Source organism: Mesorhizobium sp. WSM4816 (assembly GCF_055811535.1).
The window spans coordinates 1-14579 of the sequence record NZ_JBVVQR010000037.1 but is presented as its reverse complement, the minus strand read 5'-3'; the positions used below and the strand labels follow the sequence as shown (position 1 = coordinate 14579).

The following is a 14579-nucleotide window of genomic DNA, read 5'->3' as shown; positions in this document are numbered from 1 at the left end:
CTCCCCCCAAGTGGGGGAGACGTCCGGCAGGACAGAGGGGGGCGCGAAGGATCGCTACGGAGCGCTTTTATCCTGAACCGCCGCAGCTCGGTTGATGTCGCGGCATGGATCGCCCTGGGATGACGACCTACGGCAATCCGCCGACGCGCTTGCCAACGCGCCTGCTTGTTCCGGCGATTGTCAGTCCCAACGCCATGCCGGCGCAGTCGGCAACCCAGTCGAACCCATCCAGATCGCGCCCGATCAGTTGCGCGCCCTGAAGCACCTCGATCGCCGCGCCAGTAAAGGCGAGGAGAACAATCAGCCTTGTCCTGTGTTCCGGCCAGCCGAGGCTTCCCAGGGCCGCCAGCACCGCGAAGGCGATGGCGTGCTGCAGCTTGTCGTCGTGAAGCGTGACGGCCGTGCCGAGTTCCGGCAAGAACCGCGCCGGCAGAAGCGTGAGCAAGAGAACGCCGGCCAACGTGATCGGAAAAACGATCCTTGCCAGCATCGGAAAAGAATCTAGGCGCAACAAGGTAGGGTCAGTCCTTCATCTGAGAAGCCTGCATGGGCGAGGTGTATTTGCCGATGATCGCATCAGCGCATGGGAATTTCAACTCCAGAACCACAAGTCTGTGTTGTAAGAAAGGCCGCCGTCGCTCTTATCGCTGAAACGACCCCATGCCTGCGAGGGGCTTTGGATTTTCCCATAAAAAGCCCACTAACATGAAGAAGCCATTAAAGATGCCGGTGGGCTGACGGCAACGCAACAGGCCAGGTAACGAGAAGAAGCTGGCGGGTCGCCGGTGCGGACATCAGTTTTGCGTCACCGAGACGCCGGCCAGCCGGGCGAGCGCAACCCTGTCGTCGGGCGTCAGATCAGCAAGGCGGGCGTCGCCCGAAGCCAGCCAATTCGGGTTTTTCGCCGACAGATCAGTGCCTTCAGCGCCTGTGGTTTCACCGCCACCAGCCTGCGCGGCCGGCGCAGCACCCAGCATTTCGGCGGCGCGCCTCGGGTCCTTGGCGAGCATCGCCTGGGCGAGCGCCTTTGCCGTGCTGCTGCGCCAACCGGTTTCGGCCAGCTGCCGGGCGACCGGGTTGCCCATCTTGGCGATGAAGTCGAACCCGCCCTGCCTGATCGCCTCGAACGTCGCGGTGTCGTCCGGGTCGCTCTGCGCGATGGCATTGAGCTCCGTAGCTTGCGCCTTGGACCATTCGGCCTGCTCATAGTCCTGGCGGCGCGCATATTGCTGTGCGGCCATGCGCGCCGACCCGGCCAATCTCATCGCCTCTTTTTGCCTGATGAAGCTGGCGCGTTCACTTTCCGGCATTTTTGGCACGGTGCCGTCGAAGATCTTGTCGAACAGGCCGGGCTTGACGACACCGTTGCGTGCCTGGCCATACATGGCGTCGTGCAGGCCGCGGCCGTCGGCCGGCGCATTCTGGATCGCTTCTTTCTCGGCCTGGGCGATCTGTCCGTTCAGCTCGCGGCCGATGACCTCGGCGTCGAACGCGTCCTGCTGCTGCTTCTGCTGCCGGAAACGCTCGGCGACGGCCGCGAGCTCGTCGCCAAAGCCCTGCATCGCGGCGCCGACCGGCGAGCTGTCGGGATAGGAAACCACGCTGCCGCTGTCGAGCCGGCGCTGGGCGAGCTGGAGGGGGATGGTCGCCATCAGTAAAGCCCTCCGCCCGGCGCCGGCGGAAAGGCGCTGTTGCCGAACGTCACCGCTTTCTTCGGGTCGTACAGCCCGGAAAGGCCGGACACGAGATTGCCGCCTGCCCTGAAGATCGAGGCAGCCGCCGCCTGACTGCCGGAAAAGCGCGAGATCGCGGCCTGCGTGGCGAAATTGTTCTGGCGCAGCTGCGAGCCGTACTGGATCGCCTTGATGTCGAGCTGGCCCTGCCTTGCATTGGCGGCGAGCACCTCGGTCGGCGAGCCTGACAGGGCGACGCCCGAGGCGCCGGCCCGGGCGAGCGCCTGGGACAGCAACAGATCCTGCTTGTGGCGTTCCTGGGCCTGCTCGAAGGCGGCGGCTTGCGCGTCGGCCTGCGCCTGCTGCTCATAGGCTCTGGCCTGATAGTCGGCCATCTGCCGCGACTGCTGGCCTTCGATCAGCGCGCCGCCGACCGAGAGAGCCGTGCCGATAAGGGCAAGCGTGCACATGGTCAGCCGCGGCCCCGGCCACGCAGCGAATATCGACCCGCGATGCCTCCGACCGGCGCGCCAAGCGGCGGTCGCGGGTCGAGCGCGCCGCCGGGGCTGAGCAGCGACAAAAGCAGTCTGTCGGCCTGGATCGCTGCCGCGCTGAGACGAGCCGGAGCTGTCGCTCGCGGCCCGGTCACGGCGGCGCGCCGGACGGCGGTCGGGTTGATTTTCAGGTTGGCGACGCCGGCGGCGTCGAGCTGGCTGTTGACGGTGGCGACGGCACCGCGCAAGGCATCGGCGTCGAACAATTGCTGGCGCAGCTGCTCGACCAGCCAGTGGGCCATGCGCCAGCGCTCGTCGAGGGAAGCGGCGTTTGCCCTGATCTCGTCGGCAAGTGCTGCGATGTCGACGCAGTCTTCGCTTTGCGCGGCGGCATGGCGCTCGTTCGCCGCCTCACGGGTTTTTTCCAGCAGCGCAACGACGGCGTTGGCCTCGGAGAGCGCAATGCGCGCCGCCGCCAGGTCGCCACGGCCGAACATCGCACGACCCTTGGCCTTTTCCAGTTCCTGTTTGCGGGCGGCAGCAGTTTCGAGGTCGCTGTCGAGCAAGGCGATGACGGCAGCAAAATCGGCAGCCGTCCGCGCCCTGCCGAGAGCTTCGGCATGCGGGGATGGGGTCATCGAAGGGGGGTCCTTTTAAGGGAGTGATGGAAGGGCTGAGCGCGCAATCTCCCCCCTTGAGGGGGAGATCGGCAGTTTGAACTACGCCTCACTGTCGAACACCGGCGTGATCGCGCGGATGGTGCACGGTGTCGGGTTGGTATGGCGGATTCTCACCCGCCCCTGCCCTTCCCAACTATCGTCGATCGGCACTTCCACGTTCCCGGTGAACAGGTTGGCCGAACTGTCAGGGGTCACGACAGAGGGAATACGAACCGGCTCCCACCGCCCACGCTGCATGGAAGTAATCTCCAGCCCGGTCGTATCCGTCTCGAACAGCGACAGAATGACCTTGGCGACTTTCTTGCGCCGCCCAACGATCGAGCCATCCCTGCCGCCGACATCGAGTTCCAGCGTGTCGGCGCCCGCCTCATACGGCAGGCCCACCTGCCATTTGGCGGCCGTCGCACCACCAGGCAAGGAAACCGCCCCAGTAGCCACGACAAGGCCCTTGTAGACCACGCCATCCGCCAGGGCATCGACCGTCTCGCCGTTGAGATGATCGAGCCCTGTGACCGTTCCTGTAGCCACACCGCTGTAGGTCAGACCGCTATCGACCTCAAATGCGTCGGCAATCTTGCCATATTCGAACGGCGCCGACTTGATTTCGATAGTACGCCTGGTTGCCCCGCCGATGGTGCGCTTGACGATCAGCCACAGATCGTCATTGCCGTCCTGCCCAGGCGTGACCACGGCGCTCTCGACCATTCCCCATGCTGAATCTGAGAACGCGGAACCGGAGAAATACCCGGCGATGCGATGCCGGTGCATGCCGCGGACTTCCTGCGAAGGCTGGTGCGTGTATCCCCCCAACTCGCCATTATCGAGCGGGAACCACAGCAGCGGGTCGGGATCGGTCTGGAATGCCAGTTCGACGACACCCTGCTTCGGGATATGCTCGGAAACCTGCCCGACATCCTCCGAGGTGAATTTGCCGGTCGCGCTCTGGGTCAGTTCTGCAATCGATTTGCGCGACCTGGTGACGAACAGGAACGATTGCCCGGCGTCGACAGGGCGCAGCGGCGCGCAGCCAAAGGTGCGGGAGCGGCGGTTCTTGAACGATGACGGCGTCAGCGCTTCGTCGATGCCCGAGCCCGACAGCGCCCGGATGCCGCCAAGGGTGCCAATGATCAGCGCCCGTCGGATTCCGCAATCCAGGTGATATCGTTGGCCTGGCCGCCGCCGGCCTGGACGAATTCAAGCGCGTCGTCGTCCTTTTCGCCGGTGGCGAAATTCTCGAAATCGCCGGTTGCCGATGCATAGACGGAAAATTTTCGGCTGAAGGCCAGGCGCTCCTCGTACAGCGAACCGCTCTGGACATATTTGCCGGGAACGAAGGTGCCGAGGCGCCAGCGGGCGATCGGGCTGAGATTGGGCAGCGCATGCCCATACAGCCTGACCTTGACCACAGTCGCGCTGCTGCGGCTGGTGATGCGCGCCCAGCGCCAGACGGCATCCGAGCCGAGCAAGCGAATGGTCCGGCCGACATCGCTGGTCTGGAAGCCGGTGCCGTCATTGATGCCGACGATCGAGGATGCCGTGAGATCGAATGGCGTCTGTGTATCGCCATCCTCGTGCCAGCCCATCTCGGCTATGTCCATGTTGTCGTCGCCTTCGGATCCGTTGAGCACTATCCGATAGGACTGATAGGCGGTCTCGTTCTGGAACTCATAAAACCGCACCTCGCCGCGCGACCAGCCGGTTTCCGCCGTCCGGCTGTCAAGCGAGATCCAGTTGGTGCCATCGAAGCCCTGGAAATCCCATGACACCGGTGCTCTGGAGCCGCCGTTCGCCCTAGTCTGTATCCAGTAACCGTCGCACACCTTTGTCACGGTGCCTGCAAAATCATAGGACACGTCGCCGGTGGTCGTACCGAACGTTATGACTGTCTTGTTGTCACGGTCGAACGCGAGATATGCGGTGCCGGCGCTGGATGCAGCGGTGCCGGTTGGCAGCGTATTGCTGGTCATCGCCGGATGAACGGCGCCTGTCTCGGCCGGCGTCAGCGTGGTCGCGCTTGTGTTGACGTCGTCATAGGGGCCGTCGAGAAAGACGAACTCGGCCAGCGTCCATGCGGTGTGCGCCGTGCGGGTGAGAACCTGCGGCAGGTGGTTTTTGTGGGTGATCCACATCTGGTCGGCGGACTGGACGAATTGCAGGTCGAACAGGTCAGCCTCCAGGTATGGCGTCACCACTTCAACCACCCCGACGCGGGCGCCATAGGCATGGACGCGGATGTAGAGATCGCCGAATTCGAGCGCATAGGCCTGGTCCGCCGAGAAGATGAACGGGATCAGCCGCGTCGCTTTGGAAGAATCCCTCACCTCGGCGCAGAAATAGGTGCCGCCGCGCTTCCGGATGCCACCATGGGGAAGCGTCAAAAAGTTTTCGCAGCGGGAGAGCGCGGCCCTGTATAGGTCGAGCGAGGCGCGAGCGTGCAATCGCGGTGAGATTTCGCCGCGGACGAAGGTGTCCTGGATGGGATAGAGCATCGTCATCAGGCGCGCCGGAACCGGTTGTCGCCGCGATGGACCGCCCAGGACGACGCTGAAAACCTGCCGCCACGCTGGATGGCGTTGGCGTGGAACGCCGCGTCCAGCGCCGCGCTATAGGCACCGCGGGCGATGTCGATCATGCCCGCCTTGTGGGTCAGCGGATGCGCGATCTTGACTGCAAGCGCTGCAACCAGCACTTCGGTGAACGTCGCGTCCCAGTCGTTCGGATCGGTGAGGTTGGCGATATAGCGGATGATCAGCGGGCTCGATTGGTCGGAATAGATCAAGCCGGCTTCCTGGCGCCACGCGATCGGCACGCCATCCGGCTCGCCATTGTGGGTCAGCGGCAAAGGCCGCAGGCAGTCCACGGGCAATTCATAGGCAAAGTTCAGCGTGCCCGCGCCACTGCCGGTATCGGACCCGGCGACGGCGGCCGCCAGGATTGCGAACACCCAGGCATGTTTCATCAGCTCCGCCTCGCGGGTCAGGTCGAAATGCAGGTTGAGCAGGCGGGCCGGTTTGACATCCTGATCAAGGCTGTCGACCGGCGCCTCGTCGAGGACGCCAAGCGCCATGTTGGCAATGTCGAGCGGGGTGACGGCCATGGTTTTAGGCCTCCGTCTGTTTGGATCGGGAAAAGCAGGCATGGTGGGGTGGATCGTGGGGAAGGTCGCGTTCCATCGCGCCCCCCTCTGCCCTGCCGGGCATCTCCCCCACGAGGGCGGAGATTGGATGTCGCGTTGGCTTTCGCCAATCGCCAACGTTGAAGAAAGGGCGTTGTCGGTGAAGCTGCCGATCTCCCCCCAAGTGGGGGAGATGCCAAATTTTGGCAAAGAGAGGGCAGGACAGAGGGGGCGCGACGGAACGCGACCGCAGAAAGCTGGCAGCGTGCGCCACCTGATAATATGCATTTCCCAACATCGCCGCGCAACGCGGCGATGACATCCTGCGGCGTCAGCCGAAGTGTGCGCTCGCCGGCCACCCGCGCGACTTGGCAAAGGCGCTTGCTGGCAATCTTTCGGCAGCTCTCGCCATCGCCAAACCCCGCTCAAGCGCATTCTCGAGGCTTGTCGTGTAGTAGGCGGTGTTTTCCAGGCCGCTGAAGAAGTTGATGCGGTGAAGCTCGCCCTTTTTGCTTATGACAATGCCGGCTTTTCGAAGCACATCCTGAACTGCCTTGTAGGTCATATTCATGGTTACCCTCCATTGCAAAGACAAGGCAGCATCGCCCGCTTGTGTAACCGTTTGGTGGCGGCGATTGATCAATGTGCAACAACAACAAGCAGCACAGCGCGTGAATTGGGATTAGCCACATCGGCCGACCTGGCGCCCAGAAGGGCGGGACTCTGACGCCCCGCCCTCGCCTTGCTTCATCAGGCTTCGGTCGTCTTCAGCGCGATGAACGTCATGTGCTTGACGCTCGACGCGGTGCGGTCCCAGTTCGCCGCCAGCGCCAGCTCGGCATCGGTGGCGAATTCGCTGGCCGTCGACGCGTCGAGGAAGCGGGTGCCGGGCACATGCGCGACGAAATGCCGGCGGGCGACCATTTCGGTGACGCCGCCGCCATGGCCCTGGCGCGGCTTGCGGTCGAACTCCAGCGGCCCGCCCTCGGTATTGACCGGCAGCTCGTTCCACAGGATTGCCTTGTCCTTGAACATGAACGCCGTGTAGACGCCCGCGGCGACCGGGATGTCGTCGTCGATGACGGCCCGCAGCCCCATATAATAGGGGATCAGCGGCCCGCCCTGCTCGGACGGCCGCACATAGTCGATGAGGTCGGCGAGCTTCAGCGCCTTCATCTGCTTGGAATGCATCCAGATCGTCTTGAACTTGTCGGCGCGGTCGCCCATCAGATAGGCGGCCTCGATGATGTCGCTGTCGACGATGGAGGCGCCGGTGATGCGGACGAGGTCGCCGGCATCATTGGCGAGGTTGTCGGCCACCACCCCTTTCAGGATGCCGAGCAGCGTCAGCTTGTTGGCGCGCTGCCAGTAGTCTGTCTGGCGGCGCACGATCAGCTTCTGCGGGTCGTCGCCGGCCAGGATCGAAGTCAGGTCCGGGATGCCCCACGCCTGGGCGCGGACATTGCGGGCGGCGACCTCGCGGCGCGCGCCGATCTTCTTCATCTCGATCGAGTCGGCCGAATCGTCGTTGACCGGCTCGGACGGATCGTTGCCGAGATCCTTCCAGCCGGGCATATCGACGGAACGCCCGCCCATGGAGAGCTTCGAGGCGATGGCCGGGTCGGAAAACAGGATCCCGGCCTGGTAGATCTCGAGCGACTGGACGTGCTCCTCGAACGAGTATTGTGCATAGACGGACGGAACGATCGCGTCCGCGATGCGGGTATAGGCGTCTGCCATCTTTTTTCCTTCAGGTTGCGCGGTGTCTTGGTTCAAAGAGGATTGGTAGGCATCCACAGATCCGGGTTCTCGCCGGCCTCGCGTGCCAGCCGCCGGGCGCGGACGGGGTCGCTTCTGACGAGCGCCGAGATTTCGGTCAGGTTGCGTTCGCCGGCGGCGTTGCGCTTGAACGGATTGCCTCCGCTCAGGGCTGCGCCGCCGTCGATCGTGTCTTCCCTGAACATCGCCTCGCCGATGGCGTGGAATGCCTTGGCGATCTGCGGATCGGTCAAGGCGCCGTCAGGCAGGAGGATGCCCTTCGCCTTGTAGGCATCGACCAGGCCGAGCTTCTTCATCGCCCGGTTGGCGACCTCCAGCTTCTCCTTGAAGCCGTCGCTGGTTACCGGTCCCCAATCCTTCACGAGGTCGTCATGCGTCGTCTCGACCGACTTGGCGATGGCGGCCATTTGAGCCGTTGCCTGTTCAGCCTGATATGCCGCAAACTTGTCGTGAACGACTTGCGCCTGCTTCGCTGAAAGCTTGGCTTCGGCCATCCATGGCTTGGAGGCGTTGGCCAGGTTCTCGTCGTATGGCAGGTTTTCGGGGAGCCCTTCCGGGCGCTTGAAATCGACCTTGTCAGCTGCGACCGGACGCATGTCCTCGGGAAGGCGGGCATGGAACTTTGCCCATTCCTCTGGCGGTGCGTCGGCCGCCGGAACGCGAAGGCTTTCGCCTTGCTGGCGTTCCAGTTCTGCATAGGAGGTCAGCACCTTGTCGATGCTGCCATCAGGCTTGGTCCAGCCCTTTGCTTCAGCGATTTTACGGTTGCCTTCGGAAAGACCGTCAAACCAACTTTCTGCAGCCGGCGGGGCGGACCCGTTGTCCCCGGCGGCCGGTGGCCCTGCAAGGTTGCCCGCCGGTGGCGACGCCACCACGGACCCGGCGTCTGCCAGATCTGTCATGAGAAGATTCCTTCTTGTTGTTTGCAAATGGAAACGAGCACTGGCCAGTTCAGCCGGGCGTGTTATTTGGATTGTTGAGGGATCGGCTGGACGCGGCGGAATCGTTGTGGCCGCAGCCTGATTCTTTTCGACAGAACCTGGCGCTATCGTCTTGTTCGAGTACGATCTTTCAGAACCGGAGGCACGCACCGTCAAGACGAAAGAAACCATGTCGCATTTCGTGACAAGCGGTTGCCGCGGTTCCGCCGCAATGCAACCGCACTTGGCAAACACTTGGCAAAACCAGCCAGTGTATTAGTTCATAGGCTTCAACGGAGTATCAGACGATGACCATGTACAAAGCCATTGCCGCCCTGCTTGTGACTGCCGCGCTGGCGGGATGTGCGCAGACCGAAGGCCAGCAAAGAGCCACCACGGGGGCCTTGGTCGGCGGCGCTGGCGGCGCTCTGGTCGGTCAGGCCCTGGGCCGCGACACCAAGAGCACGGTTATCGGCGCAGCCAGCGGCGCCCTGCTGGGGGCGGTCGTCGGCAGCGCAACGACGCCACAGCGGCGCGGCGAACAGCTTTGCCGCTATCAGGACCGCTACGGCCGCATCTACACCGCCCGCTGCGACGACCGCTACTACCGCGGCGATTATTGATAGCCCCTTCTTCCCGTCACTATACGGGGAGAAGGTCCCGGCAGGGGGATGAGGGGCAGTGCAGAATTCTGAGATGCTGGCGCCGCCCCTCACCTGCCTGCCGGCATCCTCTCCCCGTAGAACGGGGAGAGGGGCGCAGTTTCAGCGTCGGCGCGGTCTACCCGATGGTTTTGATCCTTACCCTCAGCGCGCTTAGACGCTATCGTCTGCTATCCAAAGGGGGCGACGATGCGATTTTTGATGACTTCGCTGCTGGTTGTTTGTTCGGTTTCCGCACACGCCAGACAGGCTGTCAGTGTTGAGCGGATCGGCGATTGCCTGGTCTTGCCGGTGGCCGCTGTAGACAATCACGTCAAAGCCACTTTCGAGGTGACGTTGGACAAGGTCGGCAAGGTCAAGTCGGTTACCGTTGTATCTTATGATCCACATTCGGAGGCGGCGGCGGAAGCCGCCCAGCAACTTTCGAAATCGGTCCAGAAGTGTTGGCCGTCAGGCGTCAAAACCAGCCCGATGCGGATCACCGTAGATTTGAGCAAGACTTAGCCATAAGGCAGTTTCATCACCCTACCTCCCCTCCAGCCGCGCCGCCTTCTCCAGCGCCGCCAGTTGCGCTTCGTCCAGTGTCAAAAACCCCATGATGTGCTGCACCACTTCGGCGCGCGCGTTGCTCAGCGCGCTGTGCAGCTCGAAGCCGTTCGGCGTCCTGGTCTTGGCCAGCCACTCGCCATAGGACGGGCGGCGGTAATAGCCGGTCGCCGCCGTCAGGTCGGCCAGCACCATCTCGCCGTCCTGGCCTGAGAACACCCTGAGATAGGCCCTGGTCAGCGCATCCTGCGCCCTGGCCGGGCCGCCGGCCTGGCGCGAATGGGCGAAGCGTTTGCCGCTCATGCGCCGCCCTCGGCGCCCTGCGGCGTCAGCCCGATGAGACTGTCGAGCAGGCCACTGTCGCGCGCCTGGACCGCCGCCGGCACGGCATCCCTGGCAACCTTGCCGGCGGCGGCGATCGCCGCCATGCCGGCCTGCGCTTGTTGCGCCCTGGCTCGGGCATCGCGAATATCAGCCACCTCGTCCTGGCGGCGAAAGATGCGCTGCGGGCTGCGGCCGGCGCTCTGCACGATCTTCAGCGCCTCGTCACCGTCGATATTGTCCATCACGCCGGGGTCGAACTGCGCCATCTGCATGGCCGTGGTCACCACCTGGATGGTGTCGCGCGCCTCGGCCGAGCGGCGCAGCACGTCGAGCGGACCGGTGAAGGTCGGCCGCACCGCCTTGCCGGCGAGGCTCGCCGGCGGCAGGAAGCGGCTGTCTTCCTCATACAATCCCTTGTCCTCGAGGATACCGAGCTCGCGGTCGAGATTGGCGGCAAAGCCGGCCTGGATGATCGAGCCGGACGGCCCGAGCAGCGCGCCCTTCTCCTCCTGCCGGATCAAGGCTTCGGTGGCCGTCATCTGCGGGTTCTGCACCAGCGTCTGGAACAGGTTGACGAACATCATGTCGCGGATCTCCTCGGCCCGGCTTTCCGCGTAGTCGAATGCATGGGTCGGGTTCTGGCCCACAGCGATCGGCGCAATCAGCGGCCGGCCATTGTCGTCGATCAGGCCGGGATAGTTCTCGCCGGGATTGAGCACCGGCACATAGTCGAGCCGCGCCTTCGACGCGGTCGCCGGATCGGTGATCTGCTGCAGCGCCCTGAGACCCGAGCGGCGCACCGCATTTTCCTCGCGCACCGTGGTCAGCGCCTCGATGGTCGGCGAGATGCCATAGGGGTCGCCCTCATGGCGGCGCCAGTTGAAGCACGACACCGGGAAGGAGCGGAAACCGCTCTCCCTGACGATGACCTCCTCGTCCTCGACGACGTGATAAGAGGCGAATGCCGTGTCGAGATACTGGTAGGTGCCGGAGAGCCGGTACATCTTGCGCTCGTCGCGCGGCTGGATGCACTGGATCAGCGAGATCTTGGTCTCGCATCTGGCCGGGTCGTCGACCAGCATCTTGATCCGCGCCGGCAGCTTGTCATAGCCGAGCAGCTGCGCCGCCTGCCGTGCGGTGCGCTCATAGCGGCGGTGAAAAATGTCGACCTGGCCCCAGCGGTTGCGGCAGAGATAGCCCTCGACCACCGGGATCGAGGCATAGCGGATCAGCGTGCCGCCAAAGCCCTCCTCGGCGTAGAGATAGGCCGGGCCATAGCGCACGACGTTGCGCAGGCAGGCCTGCGTCGCCGGCACGAAATTCGAATTGGCCGAATAGCGCAGCGCAAACAGGAAATCGCGAAGCGCCTCCGCCCATTCCTTCTCCTCCTCGCTCTCCTCGTCGTTCACGGCGGCGGTCGACAGCCCGTGCCATTTTTCCGATTGTGGAATGATCAGGCTTTCCAGCCCGGCGGCCAGCCGGTTGGCGGCCGAGTTGATGGTGTTGGCGTAGACACGGGCGCCGCGCCGCTGCTGCCGCTCGGCCTGCGGTTCCGCGCCCCGGCGCCCATTCCAGACATCGGGCGCGTCGGGGTCGCAGAATTCCGACACCGCCTCCCAGACAGCCTCATACTGGCTGCGCTCGCTCTCCAGTTCCGCCTGTCGCGACAGGATATCGTGGGCACGGGAATCGCTCGCCATGGCATTTCCTTGTTCTGATGTATCAGCTTGTTCGAAGCCCAGATATTGCCAAGGCCAGGTCGAATTTTGTTCGCTTTTGCGATGTTCAAGGGGCGCGGGGCGGCGACTCGAGGAGATCGATTTGATAATGACGGAAAGCCTACCCGGCGCCCTGAAGAGGCGAAGCAAGCAGGTTGCAAAGCGGCTGATCGGCTACGATTCCCGCAACTGGCTGCGCATCAGGCAGATCGAGGCGTTCACCGCGTTTCTTGAGGCCGACGGCCGCAAATCCTCTGACGTGATCGAGATCTCGCCCGGCTGGAACCGCCACTGGAAGACGATTTGCTCCAACTATACATCGGTCGATTTTCCCGAATTCGACATCTGCAAGGACCGCACCGACCGGCAATATTCCGTCGTCATCGCCGACCAGGTGCTGGAGCATGTGCAGCGCCCGTTTGCCGCGGCACAGAATATCCACGCCATGACCCGGCCGGGCGGCTGGGCGATGGTGGCGACGCCGTTCCTGTTCAGGGTGCATGCCAGGCCGCACGACTACAACCGCTGGACCGCCGCCGGCCTGAGGCAGGTCCTGGTCGAGGGCGGCTTCCCCCAGGCAAACATTGAAGTGTTCAGCTGGGGCAACAAAGCCTGCGCAAAAGCCCATATCGGCGGGCCGGTGCGCGCCTACGGCCTATGGCGCGACCTCAGCAACGACGAGGAATATCCGCTGATGGTCTGGGCCTTTGCGCGCAAGCCGGGGTGAGAGCTGAAGAGCCTTGCCTTCTCCCCTTGTGGGAGAAGGTGGCCTCGCGAAGCGAGGTCGGATGAGGGGTGTTCCAGCTTGGCAATAGCGCAAAAATCCACTGCCTCATTTCTTCCAGCACCCCTCATCCGTCTCGGCGCTAAAGCGCCGATCCACCTTCTCCCACAAGGGGCGAAGGGGTGCTCTTCACCCTTGCCGCGTCACCAATTTCGCATGCCGGCGCCAATACCACCGGCCAGCACGCGCCTACGAAACGTAGCGTCTCCTCCCACCCACGTCACACGCCCAGCAGCACGCGGCGCTGGCCGCTGAGTTCGCTCGGCGACAGATCGGTCTTGACCGTGCCGGCGGTGCCCTGGCGCTGCTCGAGCTCAGCCCTGAGCGCTGCTTCGCGCGCCTGCACGTCCTTGTCGGCAATGGTCGGTGTCGGCGGCAACGGCTTCAGCGCCGGCGGCTTTTGAAACAGGCACATGGTTCCAGCTTTCTCCAAAGTTGGACGTCCCGAAGTCGGACGTTCTTGTCCAGTCGTAGAGCAAAAAATCCTCGCCGTCCTTGCCGTAGCCCGGCAGGCGGCAGCGTTGCGTGGCGCCCAAGCGGGCCAGCCAGCGCAGCGCCAGTTCATTGCTGGCCAGCGCCCGCGCCTCGACCCGCCAGGCGCCGTGCGCGGCAACCTGCGGACCGAGCACGGCGTGAAAGAACGCCGTGATCCCAGGCACGCAGCGCCTCATGCGGCGCGTGCCCCAGCTCCAGGCGATCCACAACCCGCCGCGCTGCTCGGCGGCGCCAAAGCCGGCTTCCGGATTGCCGTTCAGCTCGGCGACATAGGCAAACCCCTGCAGCGCCGTCAGCGCCAGCAGCGCCGGCGACCATTCGTCGAACTGGCAGTCGATCTCCGTCCGGTCCTCGAGCCGCAGGTTGGCGGCGATGTAGCTGAGGTCGCGCAGCGTAGCGCTGACGATGCGAACGGTCATCGGCGGGGTCCCCTCACCGGAACGCCCCCAGCGGATCGCTCTGCCCTGCCTTTCGCCGTGCCGTCTTGAACTCGGCCGGGTCGACCACCGCTTCCCTCAGCATCATCACGCCATAGCGTGTCGCCGCCATCAGATCGTCGCGCAGCTTCACCACCTGGCCGTCTTTGCGGTGGTAGAGCCGAAACTCCTCGAACCAGGGCAGAAGCGTCGAGAACACCTTGAAGCGGCCGCTCTGCATGCGGTCGAGCATCTCCATCAGCCCGGCCTCGACCGACACCGAACCGTCGGCGAATTGCGCATGACTGGAAAGCATGTTCAGCCCATGCGCGCCATATTGCCGGGCAAGTGCCACGCCCGCACCTTCCAGCGTCTCGCGGCGGCCGTCGCGCGGCCACGCCCAGGGCAGCCATTCGCCCCACGGTTTCAGGGTCAGCGCCTGCATGGCCGGCGTTTGCTGCGAGGCGCGGCAGGCTTTTGCGACATAGACGACGTCGGCCTCCGTATCCCAGGCGAGCTCGACAGCAGCGGAAGGGTGATCCCAGCCGAAATCCAGCGCCCCGAGCCGCGGCCAGTATCGCGGCAGCCGGAACGGCTCGCAGGCAATCAGCTCCTCCGGCACCGGAAAGATGCGGCCGGAACCCAGCACCGGAATGCCCCTGGCCCGCGCCTCGCGCTCATGCGCCGGATAGGCCGATACGATCGCGGCGCGCTGCTGCGGCGTGTAGTGCTCGGCATCGTCGATGGTCATGAAGGTGACGTGGCGGGTCATTTCTTCGCCCTCGCACTTGAATCATGTTGGCAGGTGCCGGCCGTATGGTGTTGTTTGGGCGTGACTTTCCGAGCTAGCGCCGCGCCGCCCCTCATTGCCCTGCCGGGCATTTCTCCCCGTAAACGGCAGGGCTGTCCGGGGAAAGTTTTGAGTGAATCGAAATGCCACATGTGCATGCCCCGTAAAACGGGGTTTGTCCGT

The 14579-nt window shown here is 64.1% G+C and carries 19 protein-coding genes; 4 read left to right on the top strand and 15 right to left on the bottom strand.

What is annotated here, in order from left to right; genetic code table 11:
• Positions 1-127: 127 nt before the first annotated feature.
• The 5 genes from AC0L3H_RS27245 to AC0L3H_RS27225 all read right to left on the bottom strand — a co-directional run bounded on the left by AC0L3H_RS27245 (position 128) and on the right by AC0L3H_RS27225 (position 3615).
• On the bottom strand, positions 128-490 hold the full coding sequence (locus AC0L3H_RS27245; RefSeq protein ID WP_287065151.1) for a VanZ family protein: 363 nt from the start codon (positions 488-490) through the stop codon (positions 128-130).
• A 304-nt stretch (positions 491-794) separates the two neighbouring features.
• Positions 795-1652 (bottom strand): hypothetical protein, encoded by an 858-nt coding sequence (locus AC0L3H_RS27240; protein WP_473587518.1) that lies wholly within the window; start codon positions 1650-1652, stop codon positions 795-797.
• Entirely contained in the window at positions 1652-2143 is a 492-nt protein-coding gene (locus AC0L3H_RS27235; protein WP_473587517.1) for a hypothetical protein, read from the bottom strand. The genes AC0L3H_RS27240 and AC0L3H_RS27235 overlap by 1 nt, the downstream gene beginning before the upstream one ends.
• Before the next feature lie 2 nt (positions 2144-2145).
• Complete coding sequence (locus AC0L3H_RS27230) at positions 2146-2805, bottom strand: hypothetical protein (protein WP_473587516.1); 660 nt, start codon at positions 2803-2805, stop codon at positions 2146-2148.
• Positions 2806-2886: 81 nt separating this feature from the next.
• Entirely contained in the window at positions 2887-3615 is a 729-nt protein-coding gene (locus tag AC0L3H_RS27225) for a hypothetical protein (RefSeq protein WP_473587515.1), read from the bottom strand.
• Here AC0L3H_RS27225 and AC0L3H_RS27220 point away from each other — a divergent pair.
• A complete protein-coding gene (locus AC0L3H_RS27220; protein ID WP_473587514.1) occupies positions 3604-3909 on the top strand; it encodes a hypothetical protein in 306 nt (101 codons plus the stop codon). The two genes, AC0L3H_RS27225 and AC0L3H_RS27220, sit on opposite strands and share 12 nt — an antisense overlap.
• Before the next feature lie 65 nt (positions 3910-3974).
• Here the strand turns inward: AC0L3H_RS27220 and AC0L3H_RS27215 are convergent, their stop codons facing one another.
• The 5 genes from AC0L3H_RS27215 to AC0L3H_RS27195 form a co-directional block, all read right to left on the bottom strand.
• Positions 3975-5342: a phage tail protein gene (locus tag AC0L3H_RS27215; protein WP_473587513.1), complete on the bottom strand. Its 1368-nt coding sequence runs from the start codon at positions 5340-5342 to the stop codon at positions 3975-3977.
• Entirely contained in the window at positions 5342-5944 is a 603-nt protein-coding gene (locus tag AC0L3H_RS27210; protein WP_473587512.1) for a phage connector family protein, read from the bottom strand. The genes AC0L3H_RS27215 and AC0L3H_RS27210 overlap by 1 nt, the downstream gene beginning before the upstream one ends.
• A gap of 349 nt (positions 5945-6293) precedes the next feature.
• Complete coding sequence (locus AC0L3H_RS27205) at positions 6294-6533, bottom strand: hypothetical protein (protein WP_473587511.1); 240 nt, start codon at positions 6531-6533, stop codon at positions 6294-6296.
• A 179-nt stretch (positions 6534-6712) separates the two neighbouring features.
• Positions 6713-7702, bottom strand: coding sequence for a Coat protein (locus tag AC0L3H_RS27200; protein ID WP_473587510.1), 990 nt, complete (start codon positions 7700-7702; stop codon positions 6713-6715).
• A gap of 32 nt (positions 7703-7734) precedes the next feature.
• Positions 7735-8643 (bottom strand): hypothetical protein, encoded by a 909-nt coding sequence (locus tag AC0L3H_RS27195; protein ID WP_473587509.1) that lies wholly within the window; start codon positions 8641-8643, stop codon positions 7735-7737.
• A gap of 326 nt (positions 8644-8969) precedes the next feature.
• On the opposite strand from AC0L3H_RS27195, the gene AC0L3H_RS27190 reads away from it, so the two are divergent.
• Positions 8970-9284, top strand: a complete 315-nt coding sequence (locus AC0L3H_RS27190) for a YMGG-like glycine zipper-containing protein (RefSeq protein ID WP_027154393.1) — start codon at positions 8970-8972, stop codon at positions 9282-9284.
• A gap of 228 nt (positions 9285-9512) precedes the next feature.
• Positions 9513-9827: a hypothetical protein gene (locus AC0L3H_RS27185; protein ID WP_473587508.1), complete on the top strand. Its 315-nt coding sequence runs from the start codon at positions 9513-9515 to the stop codon at positions 9825-9827.
• Between the two features lie 21 nt (positions 9828-9848).
• Here the strand turns inward: AC0L3H_RS27185 and AC0L3H_RS27180 are convergent, their stop codons facing one another.
• Together AC0L3H_RS27180 and AC0L3H_RS27175 are read right to left on the bottom strand one after the other, a co-directional pair.
• Positions 9849-10172 carry a Bbp19 family protein gene (locus AC0L3H_RS27180; RefSeq protein ID WP_091599017.1) on the bottom strand — a complete coding sequence of 108 codons (324 nt, stop codon included), beginning with the start codon at positions 10170-10172 and terminating at the stop codon, positions 9849-9851.
• On the bottom strand, positions 10169-11893 hold the full coding sequence (locus AC0L3H_RS27175) for a portal protein (RefSeq protein WP_473587507.1): 1725 nt from the start codon (positions 11891-11893) through the stop codon (positions 10169-10171). Before AC0L3H_RS27175 ends, AC0L3H_RS27180 begins: the two co-directional genes overlap by 4 nt.
• Positions 11894-12020: 127 nt before the next feature.
• On the opposite strand from AC0L3H_RS27175, the gene AC0L3H_RS27170 reads away from it, so the two are divergent.
• Positions 12021-12638 (top strand): methyltransferase domain-containing protein, encoded by a 618-nt coding sequence (locus AC0L3H_RS27170; RefSeq protein ID WP_473509318.1) that lies wholly within the window; start codon positions 12021-12023, stop codon positions 12636-12638.
• A 277-nt stretch (positions 12639-12915) separates the two neighbouring features.
• Here the strand turns inward: AC0L3H_RS27170 and AC0L3H_RS27165 are convergent, their stop codons facing one another.
• The 3 genes from AC0L3H_RS27165 to AC0L3H_RS27155 are packed head-to-tail and all read right to left on the bottom strand — an operon-like array spanning position 12916 to position 14378.
• On the bottom strand, positions 12916-13074 hold the full coding sequence (locus tag AC0L3H_RS27165; protein ID WP_473587506.1) for a hypothetical protein: 159 nt from the start codon (positions 13072-13074) through the stop codon (positions 12916-12918).
• Positions 13010-13609 (bottom strand): hypothetical protein, encoded by a 600-nt coding sequence (locus AC0L3H_RS27160; protein WP_473587505.1) that lies wholly within the window; start codon positions 13607-13609, stop codon positions 13010-13012. The genes AC0L3H_RS27165 and AC0L3H_RS27160 overlap by 65 nt, the downstream gene beginning before the upstream one ends.
• 13 nt (positions 13610-13622) lie before the next feature.
• Complete coding sequence (locus AC0L3H_RS27155; protein ID WP_473587504.1) at positions 13623-14378, bottom strand: phage terminase large subunit family protein; 756 nt, start codon at positions 14376-14378, stop codon at positions 13623-13625.
• Between the last annotated feature and the right edge of the window lie 201 nt (positions 14379-14579).

Coding starts and splice junctions, on each gene's coding strand:
- AC0L3H_RS27180 (WP_091599017.1), bottom strand. CDS start 10,172: ATGAGCGGCAAACGCTTCGCCCATTCGCGCCAGGCCGGCGGCCCGGCC.
- AC0L3H_RS27160 (WP_473587505.1), bottom strand. CDS start 13,609: ATGACCGTTCGCATCGTCAGCGCTACGCTGCGCGACCTCAGCTACATC.
- AC0L3H_RS27195 (WP_473587509.1), bottom strand. CDS start 8,643: ATGACAGATCTGGCAGACGCCGGGTCCGTGGTGGCGTCGCCACCGGCG.
- AC0L3H_RS27215 (WP_473587513.1), bottom strand. CDS start 5,342: ATGACGATGCTCTATCCCATCCAGGACACCTTCGTCCGCGGCGAAATC.
- AC0L3H_RS27210 (WP_473587512.1), bottom strand. CDS start 5,944: ATGGCCGTCACCCCGCTCGACATTGCCAACATGGCGCTTGGCGTCCTC.
- AC0L3H_RS27245 (WP_287065151.1), bottom strand. CDS start 490: ATGCTGGCAAGGATCGTTTTTCCGATCACGTTGGCCGGCGTTCTCTTG.
- AC0L3H_RS27235 (WP_473587517.1), bottom strand. CDS start 2,143: ATGTGCACGCTTGCCCTTATCGGCACGGCTCTCTCGGTCGGCGGCGCG.
- AC0L3H_RS27240 (WP_473587518.1), bottom strand. CDS start 1,652: ATGGCGACCATCCCCCTCCAGCTCGCCCAGCGCCGGCTCGACAGCGGC.
- AC0L3H_RS27190 (WP_027154393.1), top strand. CDS start 8,970: ATGACCATGTACAAAGCCATTGCCGCCCTGCTTGTGACTGCCGCGCTG.
- AC0L3H_RS27220 (WP_473587514.1), top strand. CDS start 3,604: ATGCCGGTGCATGCCGCGGACTTCCTGCGAAGGCTGGTGCGTGTATCC.
- AC0L3H_RS27205 (WP_473587511.1), bottom strand. CDS start 6,533: ATGAATATGACCTACAAGGCAGTTCAGGATGTGCTTCGAAAAGCCGGC.
- AC0L3H_RS27185 (WP_473587508.1), top strand. CDS start 9,513: ATGCGATTTTTGATGACTTCGCTGCTGGTTGTTTGTTCGGTTTCCGCA.
- AC0L3H_RS27175 (WP_473587507.1), bottom strand. CDS start 11,893: ATGGCGAGCGATTCCCGTGCCCACGATATCCTGTCGCGACAGGCGGAA.
- AC0L3H_RS27225 (WP_473587515.1), bottom strand. CDS start 3,615: ATGCACCGGCATCGCATCGCCGGGTATTTCTCCGGTTCCGCGTTCTCA.
- AC0L3H_RS27155 (WP_473587504.1), bottom strand. CDS start 14,378: ATGACCCGCCACGTCACCTTCATGACCATCGACGATGCCGAGCACTAC.
- AC0L3H_RS27230 (WP_473587516.1), bottom strand. CDS start 2,805: ATGACCCCATCCCCGCATGCCGAAGCTCTCGGCAGGGCGCGGACGGCT.
- AC0L3H_RS27170 (WP_473509318.1), top strand. CDS start 12,021: ATGACGGAAAGCCTACCCGGCGCCCTGAAGAGGCGAAGCAAGCAGGTT.
- AC0L3H_RS27200 (WP_473587510.1), bottom strand. CDS start 7,702: ATGGCAGACGCCTATACCCGCATCGCGGACGCGATCGTTCCGTCCGTC.